Source organism: Pseudomonas sp. 65/3-MNA-CIBAN-0223, from assembly GCF_040310425.1.
In the GTDB taxonomy this organism is placed as follows: Bacteria; Pseudomonadota; Gammaproteobacteria; order Pseudomonadales; family Pseudomonadaceae; genus Aquipseudomonas; species Aquipseudomonas gregormendelii.
In genome coordinates this window covers 246148-267063 of record NZ_JBEOPV010000006.1, presented here as the reverse complement: position 1 = coordinate 267063, position 20916 = coordinate 246148, and the positions used below count along the sequence as shown (strand labels likewise).

The 20916-nt window shown below is 53.3% G+C and carries 15 protein-coding genes and 1 pseudogene; 10 read left to right on the top strand and 6 right to left on the bottom strand.

All coding sequences use genetic code 11. The features are described from left to right. Positions 1-704: 704 nt before the first annotated feature. The gene (locus AAEZ09_RS09315) at positions 705-1556 is read right to left on the bottom strand and encodes a hypothetical protein (protein ID WP_350599197.1); all 852 of its coding nucleotides are present in this window, start codon (positions 1554-1556) and stop codon (positions 705-707) included. A 784-nt stretch (positions 1557-2340) separates the two neighbouring features. On the opposite strand from AAEZ09_RS09315, the gene AAEZ09_RS09310 reads away from it, so the two are divergent. The 9 genes from AAEZ09_RS09310 to AAEZ09_RS09270 all read left to right on the top strand — a co-directional run bounded on the left by AAEZ09_RS09310 (position 2341) and on the right by AAEZ09_RS09270 (position 16111). Next, a complete protein-coding gene (locus tag AAEZ09_RS09310; RefSeq protein WP_350599194.1) occupies positions 2341-2997 on the top strand; it encodes an inovirus Gp2 family protein in 657 nt (218 codons plus the stop codon). Positions 2998-3241: 244 nt separating this feature from the next. After that, complete coding sequence (locus tag AAEZ09_RS09305) at positions 3242-3442, top strand: AlpA family transcriptional regulator (protein ID WP_350599192.1); 201 nt, start codon at positions 3242-3244, stop codon at positions 3440-3442. 191 nt (positions 3443-3633) lie between these two features. Then, complete coding sequence (locus AAEZ09_RS09300; protein ID WP_350599189.1) at positions 3634-4002, top strand: ADP-ribosylglycohydrolase family protein; 369 nt, start codon at positions 3634-3636, stop codon at positions 4000-4002. Positions 4003-4201: 199 nt separating this feature from the next. Beyond that, positions 4202-4411 carry a hypothetical protein gene (locus AAEZ09_RS09295; RefSeq protein ID WP_044268719.1) on the top strand — a complete coding sequence of 70 codons (210 nt, stop codon included), beginning with the start codon at positions 4202-4204 and terminating at the stop codon, positions 4409-4411. Then, positions 4398-7697, top strand: a complete 3300-nt coding sequence (locus AAEZ09_RS09290; protein ID WP_350599187.1) for a helicase-related protein — start codon at positions 4398-4400, stop codon at positions 7695-7697. Before AAEZ09_RS09295 ends, AAEZ09_RS09290 begins: the two co-directional genes overlap by 14 nt. Continuing rightward, complete coding sequence (locus AAEZ09_RS09285) at positions 7694-8395, top strand: DUF4391 domain-containing protein (RefSeq protein ID WP_350599184.1); 702 nt, start codon at positions 7694-7696, stop codon at positions 8393-8395. Before AAEZ09_RS09290 ends, AAEZ09_RS09285 begins: the two co-directional genes overlap by 4 nt. Continuing rightward, entirely contained in the window at positions 8392-11085 is a 2694-nt protein-coding gene (locus AAEZ09_RS09280; RefSeq protein WP_350599182.1) for an ATP-binding domain-containing protein, read from the top strand. The genes AAEZ09_RS09285 and AAEZ09_RS09280 overlap by 4 nt, the downstream gene beginning before the upstream one ends. An 84-nt stretch (positions 11086-11169) precedes the next feature. Then, a complete protein-coding gene (locus AAEZ09_RS09275) occupies positions 11170-13050 on the top strand; it encodes a site-specific DNA-methyltransferase (protein ID WP_350599180.1) in 1881 nt (626 codons plus the stop codon). 10 nt (positions 13051-13060) lie between these two features. Then, a complete protein-coding gene (locus AAEZ09_RS09270) occupies positions 13061-16111 on the top strand; it encodes a type III restriction-modification system endonuclease (RefSeq protein WP_350599177.1) in 3051 nt (1016 codons plus the stop codon). 182 nt (positions 16112-16293) lie between these two features. On the opposite strand, the gene radC is transcribed toward AAEZ09_RS09270, so the two are convergent. From radC to AAEZ09_RS09245, 5 genes are all read right to left on the bottom strand, one after another. After that, on the bottom strand, positions 16294-16791 hold the full coding sequence (radC, locus tag AAEZ09_RS09265; RefSeq protein ID WP_350599175.1) for a RadC family protein: 498 nt from the start codon (positions 16789-16791) through the stop codon (positions 16294-16296). 51 nt (positions 16792-16842) lie between these two features. After that, positions 16843-17763 carry a recombination directionality factor gene (locus AAEZ09_RS09260; protein WP_350599172.1) on the bottom strand — a complete coding sequence of 307 codons (921 nt, stop codon included), beginning with the start codon at positions 17761-17763 and terminating at the stop codon, positions 16843-16845. Between the two features lie 78 nt (positions 17764-17841). Beyond that, complete coding sequence (locus AAEZ09_RS09255; protein WP_350599170.1) at positions 17842-18846, bottom strand: YqaJ viral recombinase family nuclease; 1005 nt, start codon at positions 18844-18846, stop codon at positions 17842-17844. Between the two features lie 110 nt (positions 18847-18956). Then, on the bottom strand, positions 18957-19925 hold the full coding sequence (locus AAEZ09_RS09250) for a DUF932 domain-containing protein (RefSeq protein WP_350599168.1): 969 nt from the start codon (positions 19923-19925) through the stop codon (positions 18957-18959). Between the two features lie 71 nt (positions 19926-19996). Beyond that, positions 19997-20326 (bottom strand): hypothetical protein, encoded by a 330-nt coding sequence (locus AAEZ09_RS09245; protein WP_350599264.1) that lies wholly within the window; start codon positions 20324-20326, stop codon positions 19997-19999. Between the two features lie 249 nt (positions 20327-20575). On the opposite strand from AAEZ09_RS09245, the pseudogene AAEZ09_RS09240 reads away from it, so the two are divergent. Continuing rightward, positions 20576-20815: pseudogene (locus AAEZ09_RS09240) on the top strand (ATP-binding domain-containing protein); the annotation flags it as partial. Positions 20816-20916 lie beyond the last annotated feature (101 nt).

Genomic DNA, 20916 nt, shown 5'->3' with positions numbered 1-20916 from the left:
AGGCTGGGTGCCTTGAAGGTCTTGGGGATTGGCGCGGCTGCTCGAATCTTCAGGCTCGGGATACCAACGGGACACCAAAGCGCCTGGAATTCAAAAAGCTTCTGCGGAAGCCAATAGCCCTGAAACCCATGAATTCGCTGAATCCCAGACACAAAAAAAGACGTCCATTGACGTCTTTTTTCGTTGATTTGGTGGGCCGGGGTAATTTGAACTTAATTTGTAACATGCTGATTTATAAGTAAAATGTAGGTTAATAATTTTCTGTGGAATACCATTTGGAATACCGTTGCCATTCAGCAGTATTGGTCTACTCGCTGATGGCTCGACTCGTCAGGATTTGAACCTGCGACCCTTATCGGATGCGTAGCGTGAGAGCAATGTGTTTATCGAATTAAGCCGAAGCATTATCGAACTATGGTCATGTCCCCGAATCAGGTGCTCGTCTGTGTGCGTCTGCTTCTGTCCAAAATCAAGCTTTTGGTGCTGTTAGCCGAGTGAAGCTTGCCATGCCGACTGGCTTCTCTGGAACTCCCTTACGAAGGGTTGGCGTGCTGAAGGGGAAATCATGCTGTGTGAACCTCTCATGCCCGTTAATCAAAGCTTTTTCGTGATAATTGTGGACCTAATTTTTTATAATTTTGGGGGGACGCTCCGCTATTGAAGGTTTCATCGATGATGTTATTTGTTAACCACTATGCGGTGAACTACGACTCATCTTTTAAAAGTTTTATTCGTTCTGGAATATATCGGTTTTGCTCGTCCTCCATCTTTAATAAAATATCTAAAATTTTTGCGCGGCTGAGTTCGTAGGTGTCGGATAATTTGTCAAGGCGTGCTATTGCTTGATCGGAGAGGATGAAATTGTATTGTTTTTTTCCAACCATGTTATCTCGGTATTGTTTACCGGGCCATTTGCGTTTGACTTTTTCTATAAAGGCATTTTTTTCATCGAGGTGAAGCTTGCAGTTATCAAAAAAAATCAAGAGGTCCTCGTAGCATTGAATAGGCAAGTAATCTGAAAGTTTGATTGAAGAAAAACCGATCATCGGAAAATCTTTCTTTATCAGGTTTCCTGCGTATATGCATTTTTGCGCGTCATCAGAGAACCACTTGTATTGTTTATCTCCTTTAGAATGTTCGTTCCAATCACGTTCTAACCCGCCTAGAAAATGACCTTTTTCGTTAATGTTTATATTCCACAAGTCTATGCTTGCTACTAGTGAGTCTTTTCCAGTTAAGCCAGGTTCTGGTGGATGCATGATATCGTTGCGGATCTTTGATCTTAGCCATATTACTTGTCGATTTTCTTCTTTTATCCACGAAATGTATTTTTCAGGTAAAAGCTGCTCGATTTCTCTTTGTTTTAATTTTTCGGAAAGAATGGGGTTTTTGAAGATGGCTTCGTTCATTGAATAGTGCATGCCTGGATAATTGATTTCTCCGCCTAATAAGATCTTTTGAGCTTTTAGCTGAAACCATAGCCAAATGTCGTGCCTGCGGTTCTGGTTCGTGTCGTCAAGTATGCGTGCCAGCATGTCATTGCGATGTACCGCCATGTAACCTCCCGTTTTTTTAGAAAGCTTCTATAGCATTTCTATGCTGATTCAAGAAGTACTTTATGATTTTTCATGTCGTTTTATGTGGTTTTTCTAGTATATGAAATCCTGGAAACCCTGTATTTGCAGGGGGGGGGCTGATTTCGTCGAGGCTTAGACGGTGGCGTTGGTCTGATGTTTTCTGTGTGAGCTGCCGTCTCTTCGTCACGATTACCAGGCTGCCCGCCAATACGGTTGACGTGCTTGCAGCGTCGGTGCCGATATTGCGTTGCATATAGTCATATTGCGCGTGGTTGTTTATTATTGTCTCGTAGGTTTTCTGGGCGTGTAGATGGTGCTCCTGTCCTGAGGGAAGTGGATGTATAAGGGGCGAGAGACGCTGGGTAGAAAACGCTAAAGCTTTGAGCCACACCTCCGAAGAAGACGGCCTTCGTCGCTAGGTTGTTTAGAAATGATTTTTTACCGGAGTGGCTGCTTTGTCGAATGCGATGTTTTGAGGCTGATTTTTCTTGGTGTTCAGTACTGGTGTGCCCTCGGTATTGGCTATTTGCTTTATGTGTATAACTCATGATAAGAGCGTGTCTGTATTGATGCTGCTGGTTGTGTGGCAGTTCCTGTAGGCTTGTTTGGATTTTAGTGTTGGTAGTCGTCAGACTATCGTCAGGTTCAGCGGGGCAAGCGGGAAGCATGTTTTTGTGCTCATGCCGCAGTGACTATGCCTGGCATTAAGTAAAATTGTACTCTGTGTGCCGATGGTATGAACCTAAATACCTGGAGCACCATCATGTCCCGACACCCCCAAAATACTAATCTAACGCTTCACACAGGATCTACGTACGTCGGCTTATCCGTGCAAGAAAATAAAGGCCCTTTTATTCGTGAATACCTGAACCGGCTTTATCTGACCATGGAGCGGGCACTCACCCAGTACTCCCGTGTGTTTGCATTTAGGGTAGACCTGCGACTACCGAGCGAGACCGAGTTGCCCGATTACGCTTTTACCAACGAGGTGATTGAGCGCTTTATTGAATCGTTTAAAGCCAAGATCAAACATAACCGCAGCCAAGCCCGAAAATTGAACAAGTACGCCCATGACAGCAAGTTTCGCTACGTGTGGGCGCGTGAGTTGGGGCAGTACGGTAAGCCTCACTATCACCTGGCCATCCTGCTCAACCGGGATGCATTTACGGCCTTGGGTAAATACGAGATTGGCAGGGACAACATGTTCAATCGCTTGGTAGAAGCCTGGGCCAGTGCCTTGGGGTTATCTGTGGAAGCCGTGAGTGGTTTGGTCGAGATTCCCAATAACCCGAGCTACCCGATGAATCGTGACGATCCGGTTGGACAGGAAGAGTTTTTTTACCGGGCGAGTTATCTCTGCAAGTCAGCGACGAAAGCCTATGGGGATGGCAGCCATGGTTTTGGTTGCAGCCGGGGCTGATACAGAGAAGTCGTGACAAAGAGTCAATGAACGCAACGACCGTCTTGGCGTGAGCCAGGGCGGTCAAGCGAGCTGTGCGTGCCTGGAATACGGGCTGATCATGTGGATGACTGGCTGACTTTGCTTTTCCCTGCTTAATGATCCTGTTTGCGCCCCATTGATTTTGTCAAGGCGTGTAAGAGGCCAACAGGTATTCCCTTACCGCAATGCCAATCCTCTGAACGTAACGCAGAGGAGCCCGTTCATGAGGATCATTCGCTTGAAAGATGTTCAGCATTCCACCGGCTTAGGTCGATCCACAATCTACAAGTACATCAGCGAGGGGAACTTTCCGACGCCCGTGTCGTTGGGCGACAGGGCTGTCGGCTGGGTTGAAAGTGAGGTGATGGGTTGGGTGATGGCCAGGATCGAGGCGCGGGATGTTCACGAGACTCTCACGGCGTGATCAACTGATTGGATGAGAATTCTTCAAGTGATGCAGTTGGCAGTTGCTGCTGACTGTGTGGCCCTAATCTTCTTTTATTTCTAAGGCATCAAATCTGGAATGTTGGACGAGACGGTTGAGCTCACTACCACATGAACCAACAGCCACGAACTTGACTAACGCACTTCGGGGAGGCATCAGCAACGCTGCCGTTGCCAAAATGGCAATTAGCTGACTATGCAGACTATCTGGAGCAAGTGCTGCGGCGCTTTGATGTATTCGTCAGCAGTGCCGAGCAGCCCGTCAGTGCCGACTCCTTCGAGCAAAGCGTGATCAACGCGGTGAACCACACCGGCGACAGCGACAGTACCGGCCTGATCGCCGGACATCTGCTGGGCATCCAATATCGTCCGGCCGCCATCACGGCGCGCTGGTATGAACAGCTAGGAATGCGCGACGTCGTCGAACGCGTCTCCAAGGATATCGAGCGCGTCCCGCGGGACTTTTGTGGTTGTGGTGGGAAGTTTGATCAACTGGGGAATTGTTTCGACGTTAAGCTGAGCTTGGAGCTCCTTGATTGAGCATGTGGTGGACCAGTTGGCGGCCTGCCTTGTCTGAATTTGCTGAGAACCTGCAAGCTGCGGCTGCTGTGTCGATCACGCTGACCTGATCTTAGATTTTGCGGGTGGAAATAGCAGTTAGCCTGGTTCTGGATTCTTTGAGTCGCTATTGATGGCACGACGCAGTACATTTGCAGCACAAAAACTGCAGGACTGAGTCATGAAGCGTCCCAAGGACGAAACCCTGTCCATTCGCACCTCGAGTGACATCAAGCAACTGCTGCGAATTGCAGCGGAAAGAGAGCGACGCTCCATTGCCTCGATGATTGAGGTATTAATCCTGAAATATGCTCAGGAACAGGGTCTGCAGGCAGAAACGCCGTCAGTGGAAGAGACGAAAAAAGGTAAGGGAAACGATGGAGCTCATTGACAATATTACAAGGCTGCTGGGTGACGACCTCAAAGCGACGCTAAAACCCGGTTCGCGCCTAAGTATCGCAGCGTCTTGTTTTTCGATGTATGCATTCGAAGCGCTGAAAGCTGAGCTGGAAAAGATCGACGAGCTGAACTTCATCTTCACCTCACCGACGTTCGTTGCCAGCGAGGTTGCCGACAAGGTCCGCAAAGAGCGAAAGGAATTCCACATCCCGAAGCTGGATCGTGAGCGCAGTCTGTACGGTAGCGAGTTCGAGATTCAGTTGCGCAACAAGCTCACCCAGCGAGCGGTTGCCAAAGAGTGCGCAGAGTGGATGCGGCGCAAGGCGACCTTCAAGTCCAATCGCAGCAAGGCCCCAATGCAGCAGTTCGCCTGCGTGCAATCTGCTGAAGCCGGCACCTCTTACATGCCATTGCACGGCTTTACAGCCGTCGATCTCGGTTACCAGCAAGGTAATGCTGTCTCCAACCTCGTCAACAAAATGGACGAACCAATCTTCACGGCAACTTACCTAAGCCTGTTCAATCAGATCTGGAGCGACTCGGAAAAACTGGAAGACGTCACCATGCAGATCTGCGATCACATTGAGGCTGTCTACCAGGAGAACTCGCCCGAGAGCGTCTATTTCCTGATGCTTTACAACATCTTCAACGAGTTCCTGGACGACATCGATGAGGACGTTTTACCCAACGACCGTACCGGCTACCAGGACACGCTAATCTGGAACAAGCTCTTCAACTACCAGAAGGATGCGGCCACCGGGATTATTAACAAGCTAGAAACCTATAGTGGCTGCATCCTGGCGGACAGCGTTGGCTTGGGGAAAACCTTCACAGCCCTAGCCGTCGTCAAGTATTACGAACTGCGTAACAAGTCGGTGCTGGTGCTCTGCCCCAAAAAACTGGCGGACAACTGGCTCAACTACAACCGTAACCTCAAGACCAACATCTTTGCCCGTGACCGATTCAGCTACGACGTGCTGTGCCACACCGACCTCACTCGCACCAGTGGCGAGTCGTTTGGCACTCCGCTCAACCGCATCAACTGGGGTAACTATGACCTCGTCGTCATCGATGAATCGCACAATTTCCGCAATAACGATGCCTTCAAGGACAAGGAAACCCGATACCAGAAGCTGATGAACAAAGTCATCAAAGAGGGTGTGAAAACCAAGGTACTGATGCTTTCAGCGACCCCAGTGAACAACCGCTTCAATGACCTGCGCAACCAACTCGCGCTAGCCTACGAAGGCAACTCCGAAAACCTAAGCAAGAAGCTGAGAACTGGCAAAACTGTCGAGGAGATTTTCCGTGGTGCGCAGGCCAGTTTTAACGCTTGGTCAAAACTTCCGCCCGAGGAACGCACGGCGCGCGCTATTTTGGACTCGCTCGACTTCGATTTCTTCGAGTTGCTAGACAGCGTCACGATTGCACGCTCGCGAAAGCACATTCAGACCTTCTACGACACCACGGATATCGGGCAATTCCCTGAACGGCGCAAGCCCTTGTCGTTCCGCAGCCCACTGGTTGTGGATGCTGAGCAGCGAACGGATGTAATGAATTTCAACGAGATTTTCGAGCAGTTGTCTCTGCTCAAGCTCGCCGTATATGCCCCCATCAGCTACATCTTGCCTAGCCGCTTGGCGAAGTATGAAGAGATGTACGACACGCAGGTTGAAGGCGGTCGAGGCAAGCTACGTCAGGTTGACCGGGAAAAAAGCCTGGTAGCGCTGATGACAACGAATTTGCTGAAGCGCCTTGAAAGCTCTGTTTATGCATTCCGCAGCACACTTAATGCTTTGAAAGAAAACCACCAGCGCGTTCTCGGCCTCATTAAGGAGTTCGAGAGCCGGGGCGGTGTAACAGAGGTCGCGAGCCTTACAGAAGCCATGGGCTCAATTGACGCTGAAGAAGACGGTATTCCGTCGTTTCATGACTTAGAAATCGGCAACACAATTCGGATAAAGCTGGCAGATATGGATCTGCCTTCTTGGGAGCATGAGCTCCAGGTTGACCTGGAAATCATCTCCGCTTTGCTGGTCTCTATGAGCAAAATCACGCCAGCCGAAGATGCCAAGTTACAGCACCTGAAATCGCTAGTACTCGACAAGATTGCCAATCCCATTAATCCAGGCAATAAAAAAGTACTGATTTTCACGGCTTTCGCTGATACGGCCAATTACCTCTATGACAATCTGGCCACTGAGCTGCTGGCCAATCAGTACCTGCATACAGCCAAGGTCACTGGTAGTAGCGCGCCTCAGTCGACGCTAAAGAACACAGCTCAAAAGAAAAGCTACGACTTCCAAGAGCTGCTCACCCTCTTCTCTCCACGATCCAAAGAAAAGGCCATCGTACTGCCCAACGAACTGGCAGAGATTGACGTGCTGATCGGCACCGACTGCATCTCCGAGGGCCAGAACCTGCAGGACTGCGACTACCTCATCAACTACGACATCCACTGGAACCCCGTGCGCATCATCCAGCGCTTCGGTCGAGTGGATCGCATTGGATCGCCCAACAGCAGCATCCAACTGGTCAATTACTGGCCCGACATCTCGCTCGACGAGTACATCAACCTCAAGGAGCGTGTCGAGAGCCGGATGATGATTGCCGACGTCACTGCCACGGGCGACGACAATGTGTTGAGCGCTCAAGCCAACGACGTGTCCTACCGCAAGGAGCAGTTGCGCCGCCTACAAGACGAAGTCATCGAGCTGGAAGACCTGAAAACGGGCGTTTCGATCACAGATTTGGGGCTCAATGACTTCCGCATGGACTTGCTCAATCACGTCAAAGCCAATGGTGAGTTGAACAACGTACCGAGCGGCATGCACGCCGCTGTGCCAGCCAAACCTGAGCTTGGTCTGCGTCCAGGCGTGATCTTTACACTGCGGAACCGCAACTCGAGCGTCAGCGTTAGCCAACATAACCGTCTGCACCCGTATTACCTCGTCTACATCAGTCGTGAGGGTGAGGTCATTCATGATCACACCGAGGTCAAACGCCTGCTCGATCTGGTGCGCAGTTGCTGCAAGGGCAAAGCGCAGCCTATTCCAGAGGCTTGCAGTCTGTTTAACAAGGAAACTGCTGACGGGCGGCAGATGCAGGTGTATTCCGACCTGCTTGGCAAGACCATTCGTTCGATGGTCGAGGTGAAGGAAGAGAAGGATCTGGACAGCCTGTTCAGCGGCGGCAAAACCACTGCGTTGGTCAACACTATTGCCGGACTGGATGACTTCGAGCTCATCACCTTCTTGATAATTCAGGAGGCCGGATGAGTCATATCTCTCCATGGGAGTCGAACGCCGCGTTCATCAGCTACCCGAAGCAGGCCGCTTTTGGCCGCAACCTGCCAAAGAACAAGATCTACGAACACAGTGGAGCCAACACACGGCTGAAAGACTTGTTCGTTGAGCAAGTGGAACAGATCGTCTGGCAATACAAGCTGGCTCCGGAAACGATCAACCTGCCCGCAAGACCCAATGTGCCGGAGCTTCAGATCTTCGCCATCCAGCTCAAGACGTCGGAGCTGAATTTGGATGTGTTGCGCTGCATAGATGGTGCGGTGCAGTTCCCCATCATCTTCGAGCTGAGCTTTGACGGCCGAACGCAGGTAGTCGCCGCGTTCAAGCGCGCGAACGAATCAGACGCGAGCCGTTGGGTGTTGAGCGATTACTTTGCGACGGCGTGGTTACCGAGCGATGTGGAGCGCGCCGTCATGCCATTGGCGCTCGACTTGGGTGGCTTGTACGAACAGTTGCTTCACCGCCTGATTCCAACACCTGCGCGCCAGCAAGAAGGCCTTGGTGACTTGGTCGCTCGTGTCGAACAGGTTGCGGCGAAGCAGCGTGAGGTCGAGAAGGCCGCGAGCAAGCTTGCCAAAGAAAAGCAATTCAACCGCAAGGTAGAGATCAACGCGCTCTTGCGACAGCTAAGAAACGAACTTGAACAGTTGACCGGTAGGGATAGCGCATGACGCAGAGCCTGAATGACGAATCGAAGAGACACATCGAGCAGGTCGCGGGCGAGGCGTTAGCGCAACTCGAAAGCATCGCCGAAGCCTCCAAGGGCAAGCTTCTTGATGGACGAACACTGGGATCTGATGCCCTGGCAAGCATCAATACGATGACGTCCAGTTCGGCTATCCAAAGACTGGATCAGATCAGCCAGGCGAACCGTGAAAGCTACCGGGTATTGGTGGCAGAGCCCGCCATTGCTCGCGTTGTGGTGGTTGATAAAGGGGGCGAAGAGAAAACCTACTACATCTGCCGCACTACGCCGGTATCGGGCTTTTCCAACTTGGCCAGCTACCGGGCTCCTGTTGGAAGATTGGCCTCATTGGCGATTGGTGCAGAGTTCACGCTTCCCAATGGAACTGTTGTTGAGGTTCTTGAGCGAGCTCAGCTCCGGCCACGTGCACTCGCCGATGGGTGGGACTCTCGTGACACCGTGGTTGAAACCGAGCATTTCGGGCCGCTCACCATCGAGTCGCTGCGAGCTCTGCTGACTGAGGTTGCCGGGGAAGAAGTCACAGAAGATATCCTGGGCCAATTGCTGGCTGAGGAGACAGTCAAGGCCAACATCATCGACGGCGTTCGCCGCAGCGTTATCACCAAGATGGGGTTGCGGGATCAACCCGTACTCGATCAATACCAGGACGAGATTTTTCGTCTTCCTCTCGACAAGCGCCTGCTAATCTTGGGTCCACCCGGTACCGGCAAAACGACGACCCTGATCCGGCGGCTCGGCCAAAAGCTCGATACCGCTTTTTTAGAAGAAGGCGAGCAACGCCTGGTTGAGACGGTTGCTGCAGCGCAAGGCGTTGCGCATTCCAACAGCTGGCTGATGTTCACGCCTACCGAACTGCTCAAGCAGTACCTCAAAGAAGCTTTTGCCCGAGAAGGCGTTCCTGCCTCAGATCTGCGCATCAGAACTTGGCAGGACTATCGGCGCGAGCTGGCCAGAAACACTTTTGGCGTTCTCAGAACTGCTTCTGGCGGCGGCACCTTCGTCCTGAAAGAGAGCTTGCCAAACCTTAGCGAAGCTGCCCTCGACCGGCCCATTCAATGGTTTGACGATTTCGATGCATGGCAACGTAGCGCCTACGTGCAGGAGCTGCATGGAGCTGCGGCTCTACTCCATGATGCCAAGACCCCCGACGTCAAGAGCTTGGGCGCACGCTTGCAAGACATCTTAGCGCGGGCAGGTGATGGCGCTCTGGCAACCACATTCGGATCATTGGCCGCAGAACTCCCCAAGGTGCAGGCACTCGTCACCAGCCTGAAGGAAGCCTCCGACGGCAAGATCAAAGCTGCGCTCAACCTGCAGCTCAACCGCAACCGGGCATTCTTGGATGAGTTAGCTCGCGTCATCGACAGCTTGCAGCAGGCGCAGGCAACGGAGGCTGACGAGCAAGACGATTTCGATGCCGACGAGGAAGAAGACACCACAACATCGCGCACGGGGCGCGCGGCAGCTCTCAACGCCTACATGCAAGCCGTGCGTGCCCAGGCTCGGTCAGCAGTCTCCAAGCGTATGCTGAACAAGGTCTCTCGCAACGGCAAAATCATTGAGTGGCTGGCCGATCGTGGCCTGGCGGAGGCCGACCGCGCAGATGTGGGAGCGAGTCTTCTTGTGCAGACCAACGCCCGGCGCTTCGTGAACCCGGTCAAACGCTACCTCGACGGCATTCCCAAACACTACCGTGCGTTCCGGCGTGAACGCCAACAAACCGGGAACTGGTATCGCAACGAGAGCTTCGAGGCCAGCGACATCCATCCGCTCGAGCTCGATATTGTGCTGCTGGCCATCTTGCGCGCCGCAGGCGACCTGATCAGCCGGCCCAGCGTCCTGCGCGATATTGACAGCCCCGCTTGGTCATCGCTTCAGCCCATTCTGGGGCATTACCGCAACCAAGTATTGGTGGACGAGGCGACTGATTTTTCGCCCATTCAGCTCGCCTGCATGGCAGCACTGGCTCACCCACAACTGCGCTCGTTCTTTGCCTGCGGCGACTTCAACCAGCGCCTGACTACTTGGGGCGCGCGTTCCGCTGACGACTTGAAGTGGGTTTTTGCCGACTTCGACATCAAGGAGATTACCGTCTCCTACCGTCAGAGCAAGCAACTGAACGACTTGGCCCGTGCCATGATCCGCGCCGTCTCTGGTGCCGAGCAAAACGTCAGCTTACCCGCGAATATGGATAGCTCGGGCGTGGCGCCTGCCTTGTTGGAGCATGCCCGCGAGACAGCGGTCGTTGTCAGCTGGCTCGCAGATCGCATTCGTGAGATTGAGCGCTTTGTAGGCCAATTGCCGTCCACCGCCATCTTTGTGAATACCGAAAATGACGTGGCCCCGGTGGCTGAGGCACTGAATGCCGCCCTGGCCGAGCACAACTTTCAGGTCATCGCCTGCCGCGAGGGCCAGGCCGTCGGGCAAGAAAGCAATGTGCGCGTGTTCGATATCCAGCACATCAAGGGCCTGGAGTTCGAGGCTGTTTTCTTTATTGGCATCGACCAGCTTGCCGAGCTACATCCTGCGCTCTTCGACAAATACCTGTACGTGGGCACCACTCGTGCGGCCACTTATCTGGGCGTGACCTGCGAGGGCATCTTGCCATCGGCTATCGAGAGTCTGCGCGTGCACTTTTGCCAAGACTGGCAATAAGACGACTGAATTTATCAAAACGAACTTGAACAATTGAGCCGCTGAGCTTCTTTCACGGAAGCACGGCTGCTAGAGGAAAAGAACTTGGAAAAACTGAAAATGCACTCACCCAATCTCACGCAGGACAACGTCGCCCGTATTCGCGAGTTGTTCCCGAACTGCGTCACCGAAGCCAAGGGCGAAAATGGCGCGGTGAAGCTGGCGGTGGACTTTGATCAACTGCGACAAGAGTTGGCTGAATCAATCGTCGAAGGCCCTCAAGAGCGCTACCACTTGAACTGGCCAGGGAAGCGCGAGGCCCTGTTGACGGCGAATGCGCCCATTGCCAAGACACTTAGGCCCTGCCGTGAGGAAAGCGTGGACTTTGATACCACGAAGAATCTTTTCATCGAAGGCGACAACCTTGATGCACTGAAGTTGATCCAGGATAACTACCTTGGCAAGGTAAGAGCAATTTACATCGACCCTCCGTACAACACTGGGGGAGACTTCGTGTATGACGATGACTTTGCGGAAGGCTTCGGCGACTATCTAGCCAGATCAAATCAGATCGATACAGAGAGTAATCGTTTAGTCCTCAACACAGAGGCCAATGGGCGGTTTCACTCGGACTGGCTCACAATGATTTTTCCAAGACTGAGGCTGGCAAGGAATCTGCTGCAAGAAGATGGCGTGATATTCATATCAATTGACGATAATGAAGTCAGTCGGTTGAGAAACGTTTGCGATGAGGTGTTTGGAAGTGAGAACTTCATCACATGCTTCGTTTGGCAAAAGACGCTCACAAGAAGAAATGACGCGCGCCTTGTTTCTACCGCCCACGAATATATTCTGGCTTATGCGCGAGACATAACAAAAGCACGAATACTTCGTGTTGATGCGGATGAAAAACAGCGCGCAACCTATACCAATCGCGATAACGACCCAAGAGGGGATTGGCTGTCGGTTCCATTTCATGCGCCAAATCTTCGACCTAATTTGACTTACCCTATAACCACGCCTGGCGGGCGAGTTCTTATGCCTCCTGCGGGGCGGCATTGGAGTACTACAAAGGAAAAATTCGAAGTGTTATTGGCTGACGATCGAATTTACTTTGGTAAAGACGGCAATGGGATGGCCCAGCGTAAGAAATTCTGGTTAGAGCGCGAGGAGGGGATGGTTCCATGGACTTGGTGGTCGTTTGATTATGCGGGTGAAAATCGCGAAGCAACAAAAGAAATTAAAGATCTATTTGACAATGAAAGCCCTTTTAGCGCCCCCAAGCCAACAAAGCTAATTAAGCGGCTCTTTAATCTTGTCTCTGCCAAAGATGGCGATCTGTTTCTGGACTTCTTTGGTGGTTCGGGAACAACTGCGCAAGCGGTCTTACAACTTAACTCGGAGGATGGGGTCAATAGGAAATACATCGTAGTTCAGATCGCAGAAGCGTGTTCTGAAGAAACCGTTGCGTATAAAAATGGATACTCGAATATTGCTGCCATAACAAAGGAGCGCCTGCGCCGCTGTGGAAAGGAAGTTCTCAGAGGGAACAACCACAAGTACTCGAAAAATGACGTTGGGTTCCGTGCGCTTCGGATTGATACATCAAACTTGGCAGATGTCTTCTACGTCCCAGACGCACTTGACAAGGCGAACCTTGACCTTTTCGTAGACAACATCAAGCCTGACCGCACCCCTGAAGATCTGCTGTTCCAGGTGATGCTGGACTGGGGCGTTGATTTGGCGCTGCCCATAGCCAAGCAGGCCATCCAGGGCAAGGACGTCTTCTTTGTCGATGGCAACGCATTAGCCGCTTGCTTCGATGCCAGCGGCAGTATCGACGAAGTCTTTGTAAAGGAACTGGCTAAGCACGAGCCGCTGCGAGTCGTGTTCCGCGATGCCGGGTTCAAAAACAGCACGGTCAAGATCAACGTCGAGCAGATTTTCAAGCTCTTGTCGCCGGCCACCGAAGTCAAATGCATTTAAGGGGGCTGCGATGAAACTTAAATTCAAGACGCAGGCCTACCAGACGGCAGCGGTGCAAGCCATGGTTGACTGTTTCAAAGGTCAACCAGCTGCCTCGATGGAGGCCTCCAGCTACCGCGTCGATCCGGGTAAGGCCAAGAAGGGGATGGAAGACCTCTTTTCTGAGTCAGGGTTCAAGAACGCCGACCTGAAGCTGACAGATGTTGCGTTGCTGGAGAACATCACCCAGGTGCAGCATCAGCAGAATCTGCCGCAGTCCACCGAGTTGGTGAAAACCAAGGTCGGCAAGGTCAATCTCGACATCGAGATGGAAACCGGCACTGGCAAGACCTATTGCTACATCAAGACCATCTTCGAGCTAAACAAACAGTACGGCTGGAGCAAGTTCATCATCGTTGTGCCCAGCATTGCCATCCGCGAGGGTGTGGCCAAGTCGCTGGAAATCACGGCCGAGCACTTTCTGGAGACGTACCACAAGAAGGCACGCTTCTTCATCTACAACTCCAAGCAACTGCACCACCTGGAGAGCTTTTCGTCGGACGCCGGGATCAACGTGATGGTGATCAACGTGCAGGCGTTTGCCGCCCGTGGCGCAGACAACCGGCGCATTTACGACGAGCTGGATGATTTCCAATCTCGCCGCCCGATTGATGTGATCAGCGCCAACCGCCCGATCCTGATCCTGGACGAGCCGCAGAAAATGGAAGGTGCAGCAACCCTGAAGTCCTTGGAGGAATTCAAGGCGCTGATGGTGTTGCGCTACTCGGCTACCCACAAAACTACACACAACAAGATCCACCGACTGGACGCGTTGGACGCCTACAACCAGAAGCTGGTTAAGAAGATTGCTGTGCGCGGCATCTCGGTGAAGGGCTTGGCTGGTACCAATGCCTACCTGTACCTGCAGTCCATCGAAATCTCGACTAAGAAGCCCCCGGAGGCGCGTGTCGAGTTTGAGCAGAAGCTCAAGAGCGGCGAGATCAAGCGTGTGGTGCGCAAGCTCTCAAAGGGCGACAACCTCTTCTCTGATGGTTTTTCAAACGAGCTGGATCAGTACCGTGGCTATGTGGTCGCGGACATCAATGCCAACACGGATACTCTGAGTTTCACCAACGGCGCTGAGCTCTTTGTTGGCGAGGCTAGCGGGGATGTCAATGAAGAAGCGCTGCGCCGCATCCAGATTCGGGAAGCCATCAAGGCGCACTTCGATAAAGAGCTGGCCCTATTCCAGCAAGGCATCAAGGTGTTGACCTTGTTCTTCATCGATGAAGTGGCCAAGTACCGCGATTACTCGGCAGCGGACGAGAAGGGCGACTATGCACGTATCTTCGAAGAGGAATACCGGCAGTACCTGAACGAAGTACTGGACCTGGATGAAACGCCGTACATCAAGTACCTGAAGGGTATCGATGCAGACAGGACGCACAGCGGCTACTTTTCCATAGACAAGAAGACCAAGCGGCTGGCCGATCCAGATGTGGAGAAACGCGGAGAAAACGCAGGGCTGTCCAATGATGTGGATGCCTACGATCTGATTCTGAAGGACAAGGAGCGCTTGCTGTCTTTTGCCGAGCCGGTGCGTTTTATCTTCTCGCACTCTGCTTTGCGTGAAGGCTGGGACAACCCAAACGTGTTCGTCATTTGTGCGCTCAAGCACAGCGACAACACCATTTCGCGGCGGCAGGAAGTTGGTCGTGGTCTGCGCTTGTCCGTTAACCAGACCGGTGACCGAATGGATCACCCCGCCATCGTCCATGACGTAAACGTGCTAACCGTGGTGGCGAGCGAGAGCTATAAGGACTTCGTATCTGCGCTGCAGAAAGACATCAGCGAGTCCTTGTCGGCACGCCCTAAGGTCGCCGACGAAGCCTATTTCACCGGCAAGGTGCTCAAGACCCCGACTGGCGATATTGAAGTCACGCCGCAGCTGGCCAAGCACATCTACAAGTACCTGCTTAAGAACGACTACAGCGACGATGCGGACCGCATTACAGGCGCCTACCACGACGCCAAGAGAGGAGGCACCCTGGCTCCGCTTCCTCCGGAGCTACAGGCTCATGCCGAGCAGGTGTACCAGCTGATCGACAGCGTCTTCAGCGACGGTCAGATGTTTGAGATCAGCGACGACCGTCGGCCAAAGAAGAATCCGCTCAACAGCAACTTCGACAAACAGGAATTCAAGGAACTGTGGAATCGAATCAATCGCAAGGCAGCCTACAGTGTCGACTTTGATTCGGCGGAATTGGTCAGGAAAGCGGTCGAGGAGCTGGACAAGAGCCTACGGGTGACGCCCTTGCAGTACACGATCCAGAAAGGTGAGCAGATCGATCAAGTGACTGCCGATGCGCTGAAGAGTGGTGATGGTTTCAAGGTTTCTGAAACAACTGTCGAGTACGACAAGCAGTCAATTCATTCAACGGTGAAGTACGACCTCATTGGTAAGGTTGCCGAGGGTACGCAACTGACCCGACGCACTACGGCTGACATCCTTAAGGGCGTCAGTGTTGCGGTATTTGCGCAGTTTCGTACCAATCCTGAAAGCTTCATCGCCGAAGCAATTCGACTGATCAATGAGCAGAAGGCGACGATGATTATAGAGCATTTGGCCTACGACTCCGTCGAGGACAAGTTCGATCTGGACATCTTCACCCTAGGACAGACCAAGCAGGACTTCACCAAGGCCGGTGATAAGCTGAAGCGCCACATCTACGACTACGTGATCACCGATTCCGGCATCGAGCGCGAGTTTGTGAAAGAGTTGGACACCTGTACCGACGTGATCGTGTATGCCAAATTACCGCGCGGCTTCCTGATCCCGACGCCGGTTGGCGATTACAACCCCGACTGGGCGATTTCCTTTAAGGAAGGAGCGATCAAGCATGTGTACTTTGTGGCTGAAACCAAGGGCTCAATGTCATCAATGGATTTGCGTCCGATTGAGGCTACCAAAATCGAATGTGCACGGAAGTTTTTCGACGAGATCAATAGGAAGTACGCCCCCGAGAAAGTCAAATACGATGTGGTGAATAGCTTCGGGAAGCTGATGGAGCTGGTGAAGTAAGCAGGATCTACGTCCAATCGGGTCTAACTCAATAATGATCTGTCGCTTATCAGGGTATTCCTGACAAAAAAAAAGAAAGTCCTGTTTTGAGCCGCTAGAAGGGTTGCTCAAACAGGACTTTTCTTTTATCCCAGCCAAGGCCACGAGATGTTGTTTGATGCCCATAAGCGAAAAATTAGGGATTACAAATAACCTCGTTCGGCCAGCGATACGCAGCCTTCACAGCCCACCACCACATGATCCAATATCCGGGTGCCGATCATGTCGAGGGCGTTCTTGAGGGTGGTGGTCAGCGTGCGATCGGCTTGGCTGGGCTCCGGATCGCCAGAGGGATGGTTGTGCACCAATATCACCGCTGCCGCATTATGCTCCAGAGCGATCTTGACCACTTCCCGTGGATACACACTGGCACCGTCCAGTGTGCCTCTGAATAGCTCCCTGAAACTAATCACCCGGTGCTTGCTGTCGAGTAGCAGCACAGCAAAGACTTCGTATTCATGGTACTGCAGCAGTGTTTGCAGATGACTGAATACGTGTCTTGGCTCAGTCAGTGCTCGACCTTTAGACAGGCGACTCATCGCTAGTTGTTGCGCCATCTGCAGGATGTCGGCTTCGGTAACCGGAGAGTCCATGACATAGGTGCCGGTTTCTTCACCGGCTCTGAGCTTGTGATATTTCATGCGGGTATTCCTATACGAATGCGTGAGAACGCTGGGAATGTCGAGAGGGGGTTACTGGACTGAGGGCTTGATGTTGTGCCGCGTGGCTTGCGAATCCAGCTTTTGAGCGAGTGAGGGTTTGGCAGGCGCTGTCAGTTGGACTTGGTGGGCTACCAGGCTGGGCTGATCCTCAATGGCGGTGAAAAATTCCTCGACGATAGCGCCGGTGTCCTCTTCGCTGTCTTCAAAGGCTCCATTATTAAATCCCTGGCGGGCCGCGAGATCCAAGGCGCTCTGGTCAAAGCCCGAAGCTTGTCTGGTTTCTTCCCGCTGTTTGGCTTCCAGCAACGCGTCTTCCAGGCTCAGCCCACTGCGTACCGTGATGTCCACGTAGAAGATCGGTGTACCGTGGCTTTGCCGAGTGGATTTACCGCGTAGACGCAGCTCCAACGGCAGACAGGCCAGGCGATTGCCGGAGATGGCTTGCAGGTAATGCAGACGCGCTGCCAGGGTGCGGATGCTGTTGTAGCCCGTGGTGCGAAAGACGAAGCTGCCCAGCGGATCGTCATCGCCAATCACCACGTTCAGTCGGCCGTAAGGCTTGCAGGCATTGCCTTTAGCGAGTGAACACCCATCCGGGGACGGACAGGGCAGCGACTGAATTCCGTCCTTGGTCAAACGCCTGCAAGTTTCACCATTGCCGACGCACAGCGGCCGACCGGTATTACGGTCGAACAAGCTGTAGTCCGCACGAAAATTCAGATCCGGCTCGTTGAACAGTAAACGGATCGGAATGCTGCGCAGCTTGCCGTCCTGGCCGTTGCGTAATTCCTCATTAAGCGGGTGCAACAACCAGCCGTCGCGGCTTTGTACCTGGGAGGTGAGGGTGAACTGATCGTCTTTCTCCGGCAGGCGCTTGCCGTTTTTCTCGACAACCTTGCCGATGGAAATGCGCCCGAGTACCGGAGGGGTGATCGCTAAACCTTTGAGCATGGTGGTTATCCTTGATCTGGAAATGAAAAAGCCACCGGGACGTGAAGGGTCCAGGTGGCTTGGGCGAGAGGCGAGGATTCAGCCGATCAGAAAGCGGCGACTGCCAGTTTTGATCTTGGAGTAGCGGGCCTGCAGGTAGGGTTTGTCCTTGAGCATCTGTTCGATATCCAAGCCGGTGCTGTCCTTGGATTTCTTCCAGCTGATATAGCCCTCGGCAAACTCTGCACGGGTGGCTGTGCCCAGGGCCTGTTGCAGGACTTGCTTGAGCTGCGCCTCACGCGTTTCCTGCTCGGCAATGCTCTGGCGAACAGCCTTGAGCTCCAGGTAGCTGGTGGCCAGCTCTAGGTGCTGGCTAAAGTCCAGAGTCTGGCCGTTGTCCTCGGGGTAGAGGCAGCGCAACGCCGCTTCCGCTGAGGCCGTACCATCGGCCGGTGGTGGGGTATCACTGACCACGTAATCCCAGAACAGTCGCTCCAGATCAATCAGCCGAGCAATCATCGACTCGTCCCGTTCGATGCGGTGAATCTCCAGGTGCTGGCCACCTAGCAGTACTGCGACATCCGCGGCCTGTTTGCCAGTTACGGCTAACTGATGCATGACCTGCAACTGCACATATTCGGGCACACCCTCCTTCCATAGGAGAGCGCCGTTGATGCCGGCGGTTTTGCATTCGAGGATCTGTACATCGTCGGCACCGATCACCTCGCGGTCGATGTTGGCCAGCATCCAGGGCAGTTTTGGATCGGGATGCTGCAGCACGGCATTGATTCGCCGCACTCGATTGCTACTGCGCTTGCTGTAATGCCAGGCGACGATTGGTTCGAGGACGTTGCCCCAGTACGCCGGACTCTCCTCGTCCTGAGGATCGATCTTGGGCAAGGAGGCATCGCGTCCGGTTTTTTCCAGCCACAGCTCCAACTGGGACTTATAAGGGTTGAGGCCGACAGCGGCGGCTGCATCCGAGGCGCCGATGCCGCCTTTACGTACCGCCAGCCAATCTTCACGCGGCAGTTTTTTGGTGCCAACCAGGCGTAATGCTGGCTGGGTTTTTACGGTCGTTTTTGGTAGTGTTTGAGAGGTCATGAGTATTTCCTAATGCATAAAAAACGCCTGACCAGCAGCAAGCTGATCAGGCGTTCCAATAGGTGAGAGGAACGAGACGTACGAGCCGAAAGTAACCGCGAGTAACCCCACTAGGCGGCGAGCTGAAGGGCTGCGCTCAGGGCACGTTGTTTGATCGCAGCCCCTTGGCCGAACCAGGCCGAGTCCATGCGGTACTCATTACTCCGAGCCCGTCGTTCATGGTCGACGTACTCGGTGACGGCGTTGAGCAAGCCCCAGGCCGTTCCGCGAGATGATTCCAGCGTTGCGCCGCGACCTTGGCCTTCGTACAGTTCTTGGACTTTACGCAGCGCCCGTTCGTTGGGGAGGACTTCCGGCAACGTGCTGTGTGGGGAGACGTCACACAGTACGTTCATGAAAAAACCCATTGCCTCATGCCACTGCACTTTGCGTTCAGCCAAATTCCGCATCCGGTACATAAACTCATCCCATTGCGAAACGGCGATGCCCAACTGCTTTTTCACCACTTGCGGATCAAAGCGGGTGTTATGAGGCACTTTGATCGCACGGGTCGTACCATCAAGAGCGATGGTCAGGGTGTTGTTGCAGACCACCCGAACCGTGGTTGGCGTCGCTGTGGTGGCTAGGGTTCCATCGCAGGAGGTGGCCAATAATAGGTAGCCGTTTACCTGGTCATGGCCTTTCAATTCGGCCGTTTGTCCGGTACGTGCCAACGCCCAAAACTTGCGACCACCTTTCAGCACGCCCGCCGTTTCCAGCTCGTAGCCGGATACTTCAGTCAGATCTCGGTAGAACTCCAGGACCTCACGCGGTTGTACGATTTGGTACCGGTTGGACACGACGGAGAGCGGTACCTTGGTATCGGAGCGGTAAAGCACTTTTTGTTCCGGGAACGAGTGGATGGTTCCCAATGGGCCGATGCTGTCAGCCTTGAAGTGAACTGGGCTTTCTTGAATCTTCCAATCCATGCCGGCTTCGCGTTGCCAGATTTCCAGCGGTTGCTTCTCGGAAAGGCGACTGCCCAGACCATGCCAGGGAGTAGCGCCGACGTAAGCCATTTGTTCGATCAGGTGTGCCATGGGAATGTTTCCTTGCGAATAAAGGGGAGACGACGCCTTTTCAGTGAGGCACGACGCCTGTTCACAACGACTTAACGGTTGACGCTGAAGCTGTAACCGCACTCTAGGCACTGGAAGTTGTTCAGTACCTTGTCATCCATTTGTTCACCCAGAGTGGCGCCGGCAATCCCACCGGCGACCCCGCCGACCAGACCACCCAAAATCGCTCCAGCAATACTGCCAATAGTGATCCCGACCGGCCCACCGACCACACCGATTACCGCACCGGCTTCCGCCGCCGATAAGGCTCCGGCGGCTCCACTGGCTGCACCGCCGGCGACCCCAATTAATCCACCCGCTTGTTTACCGATATTTTTCGTGGCGACACGTCCAGAGTTACAGCTAGGGCAGGGGGCATACATACGCAAATCCTCCAATGATGAGCGTGCTGAGCCAAAAGCAAGCACGCCAAATTCCCTGCCGCAGTCAATACGGTAGGGTGTTCATCGAGGTGATATAGGTTTGAAATTTTTTTGAACTGAATTCAGATCGAATTAGGGAGCGTCTCGTCTCGAAAAAACTGTCTTGGAGCAAGTGATTTGGTTTTTTCTAAGTCGAATCGCCCATGCCGATGAAGAATTTGGTATCACGCGACAACCTGTCTGCAGGTTGCGATGACGGTGCACAAGTATCAAAGCTCGGAATTCAGCCATACCGCGTTGGAATTGGCTGATGCGCTGAATTCCGTGCTGACCAAGTAGCTTCTATACACCGTACTTACACGAGCCAAGGGCTGGTTCAGCCTGGTCGAGGCCAGGCCGAGGGAAGGTGCCGTGAGTCACAATGTGCAGCGTACTGGCGGGCTGGCGCTGCAATTGCAGGCTGAGCTGGAGAAGCGTCAGCGAACCTGAGTGGGGGCGTTGAAGCACTTGTAACCGGGATACTGCGCTTCGGCTGTGACCTTGGTCAGCCATGGCTGAGCTCACTGCTTGTACGGTAATGGTGAAGTTGG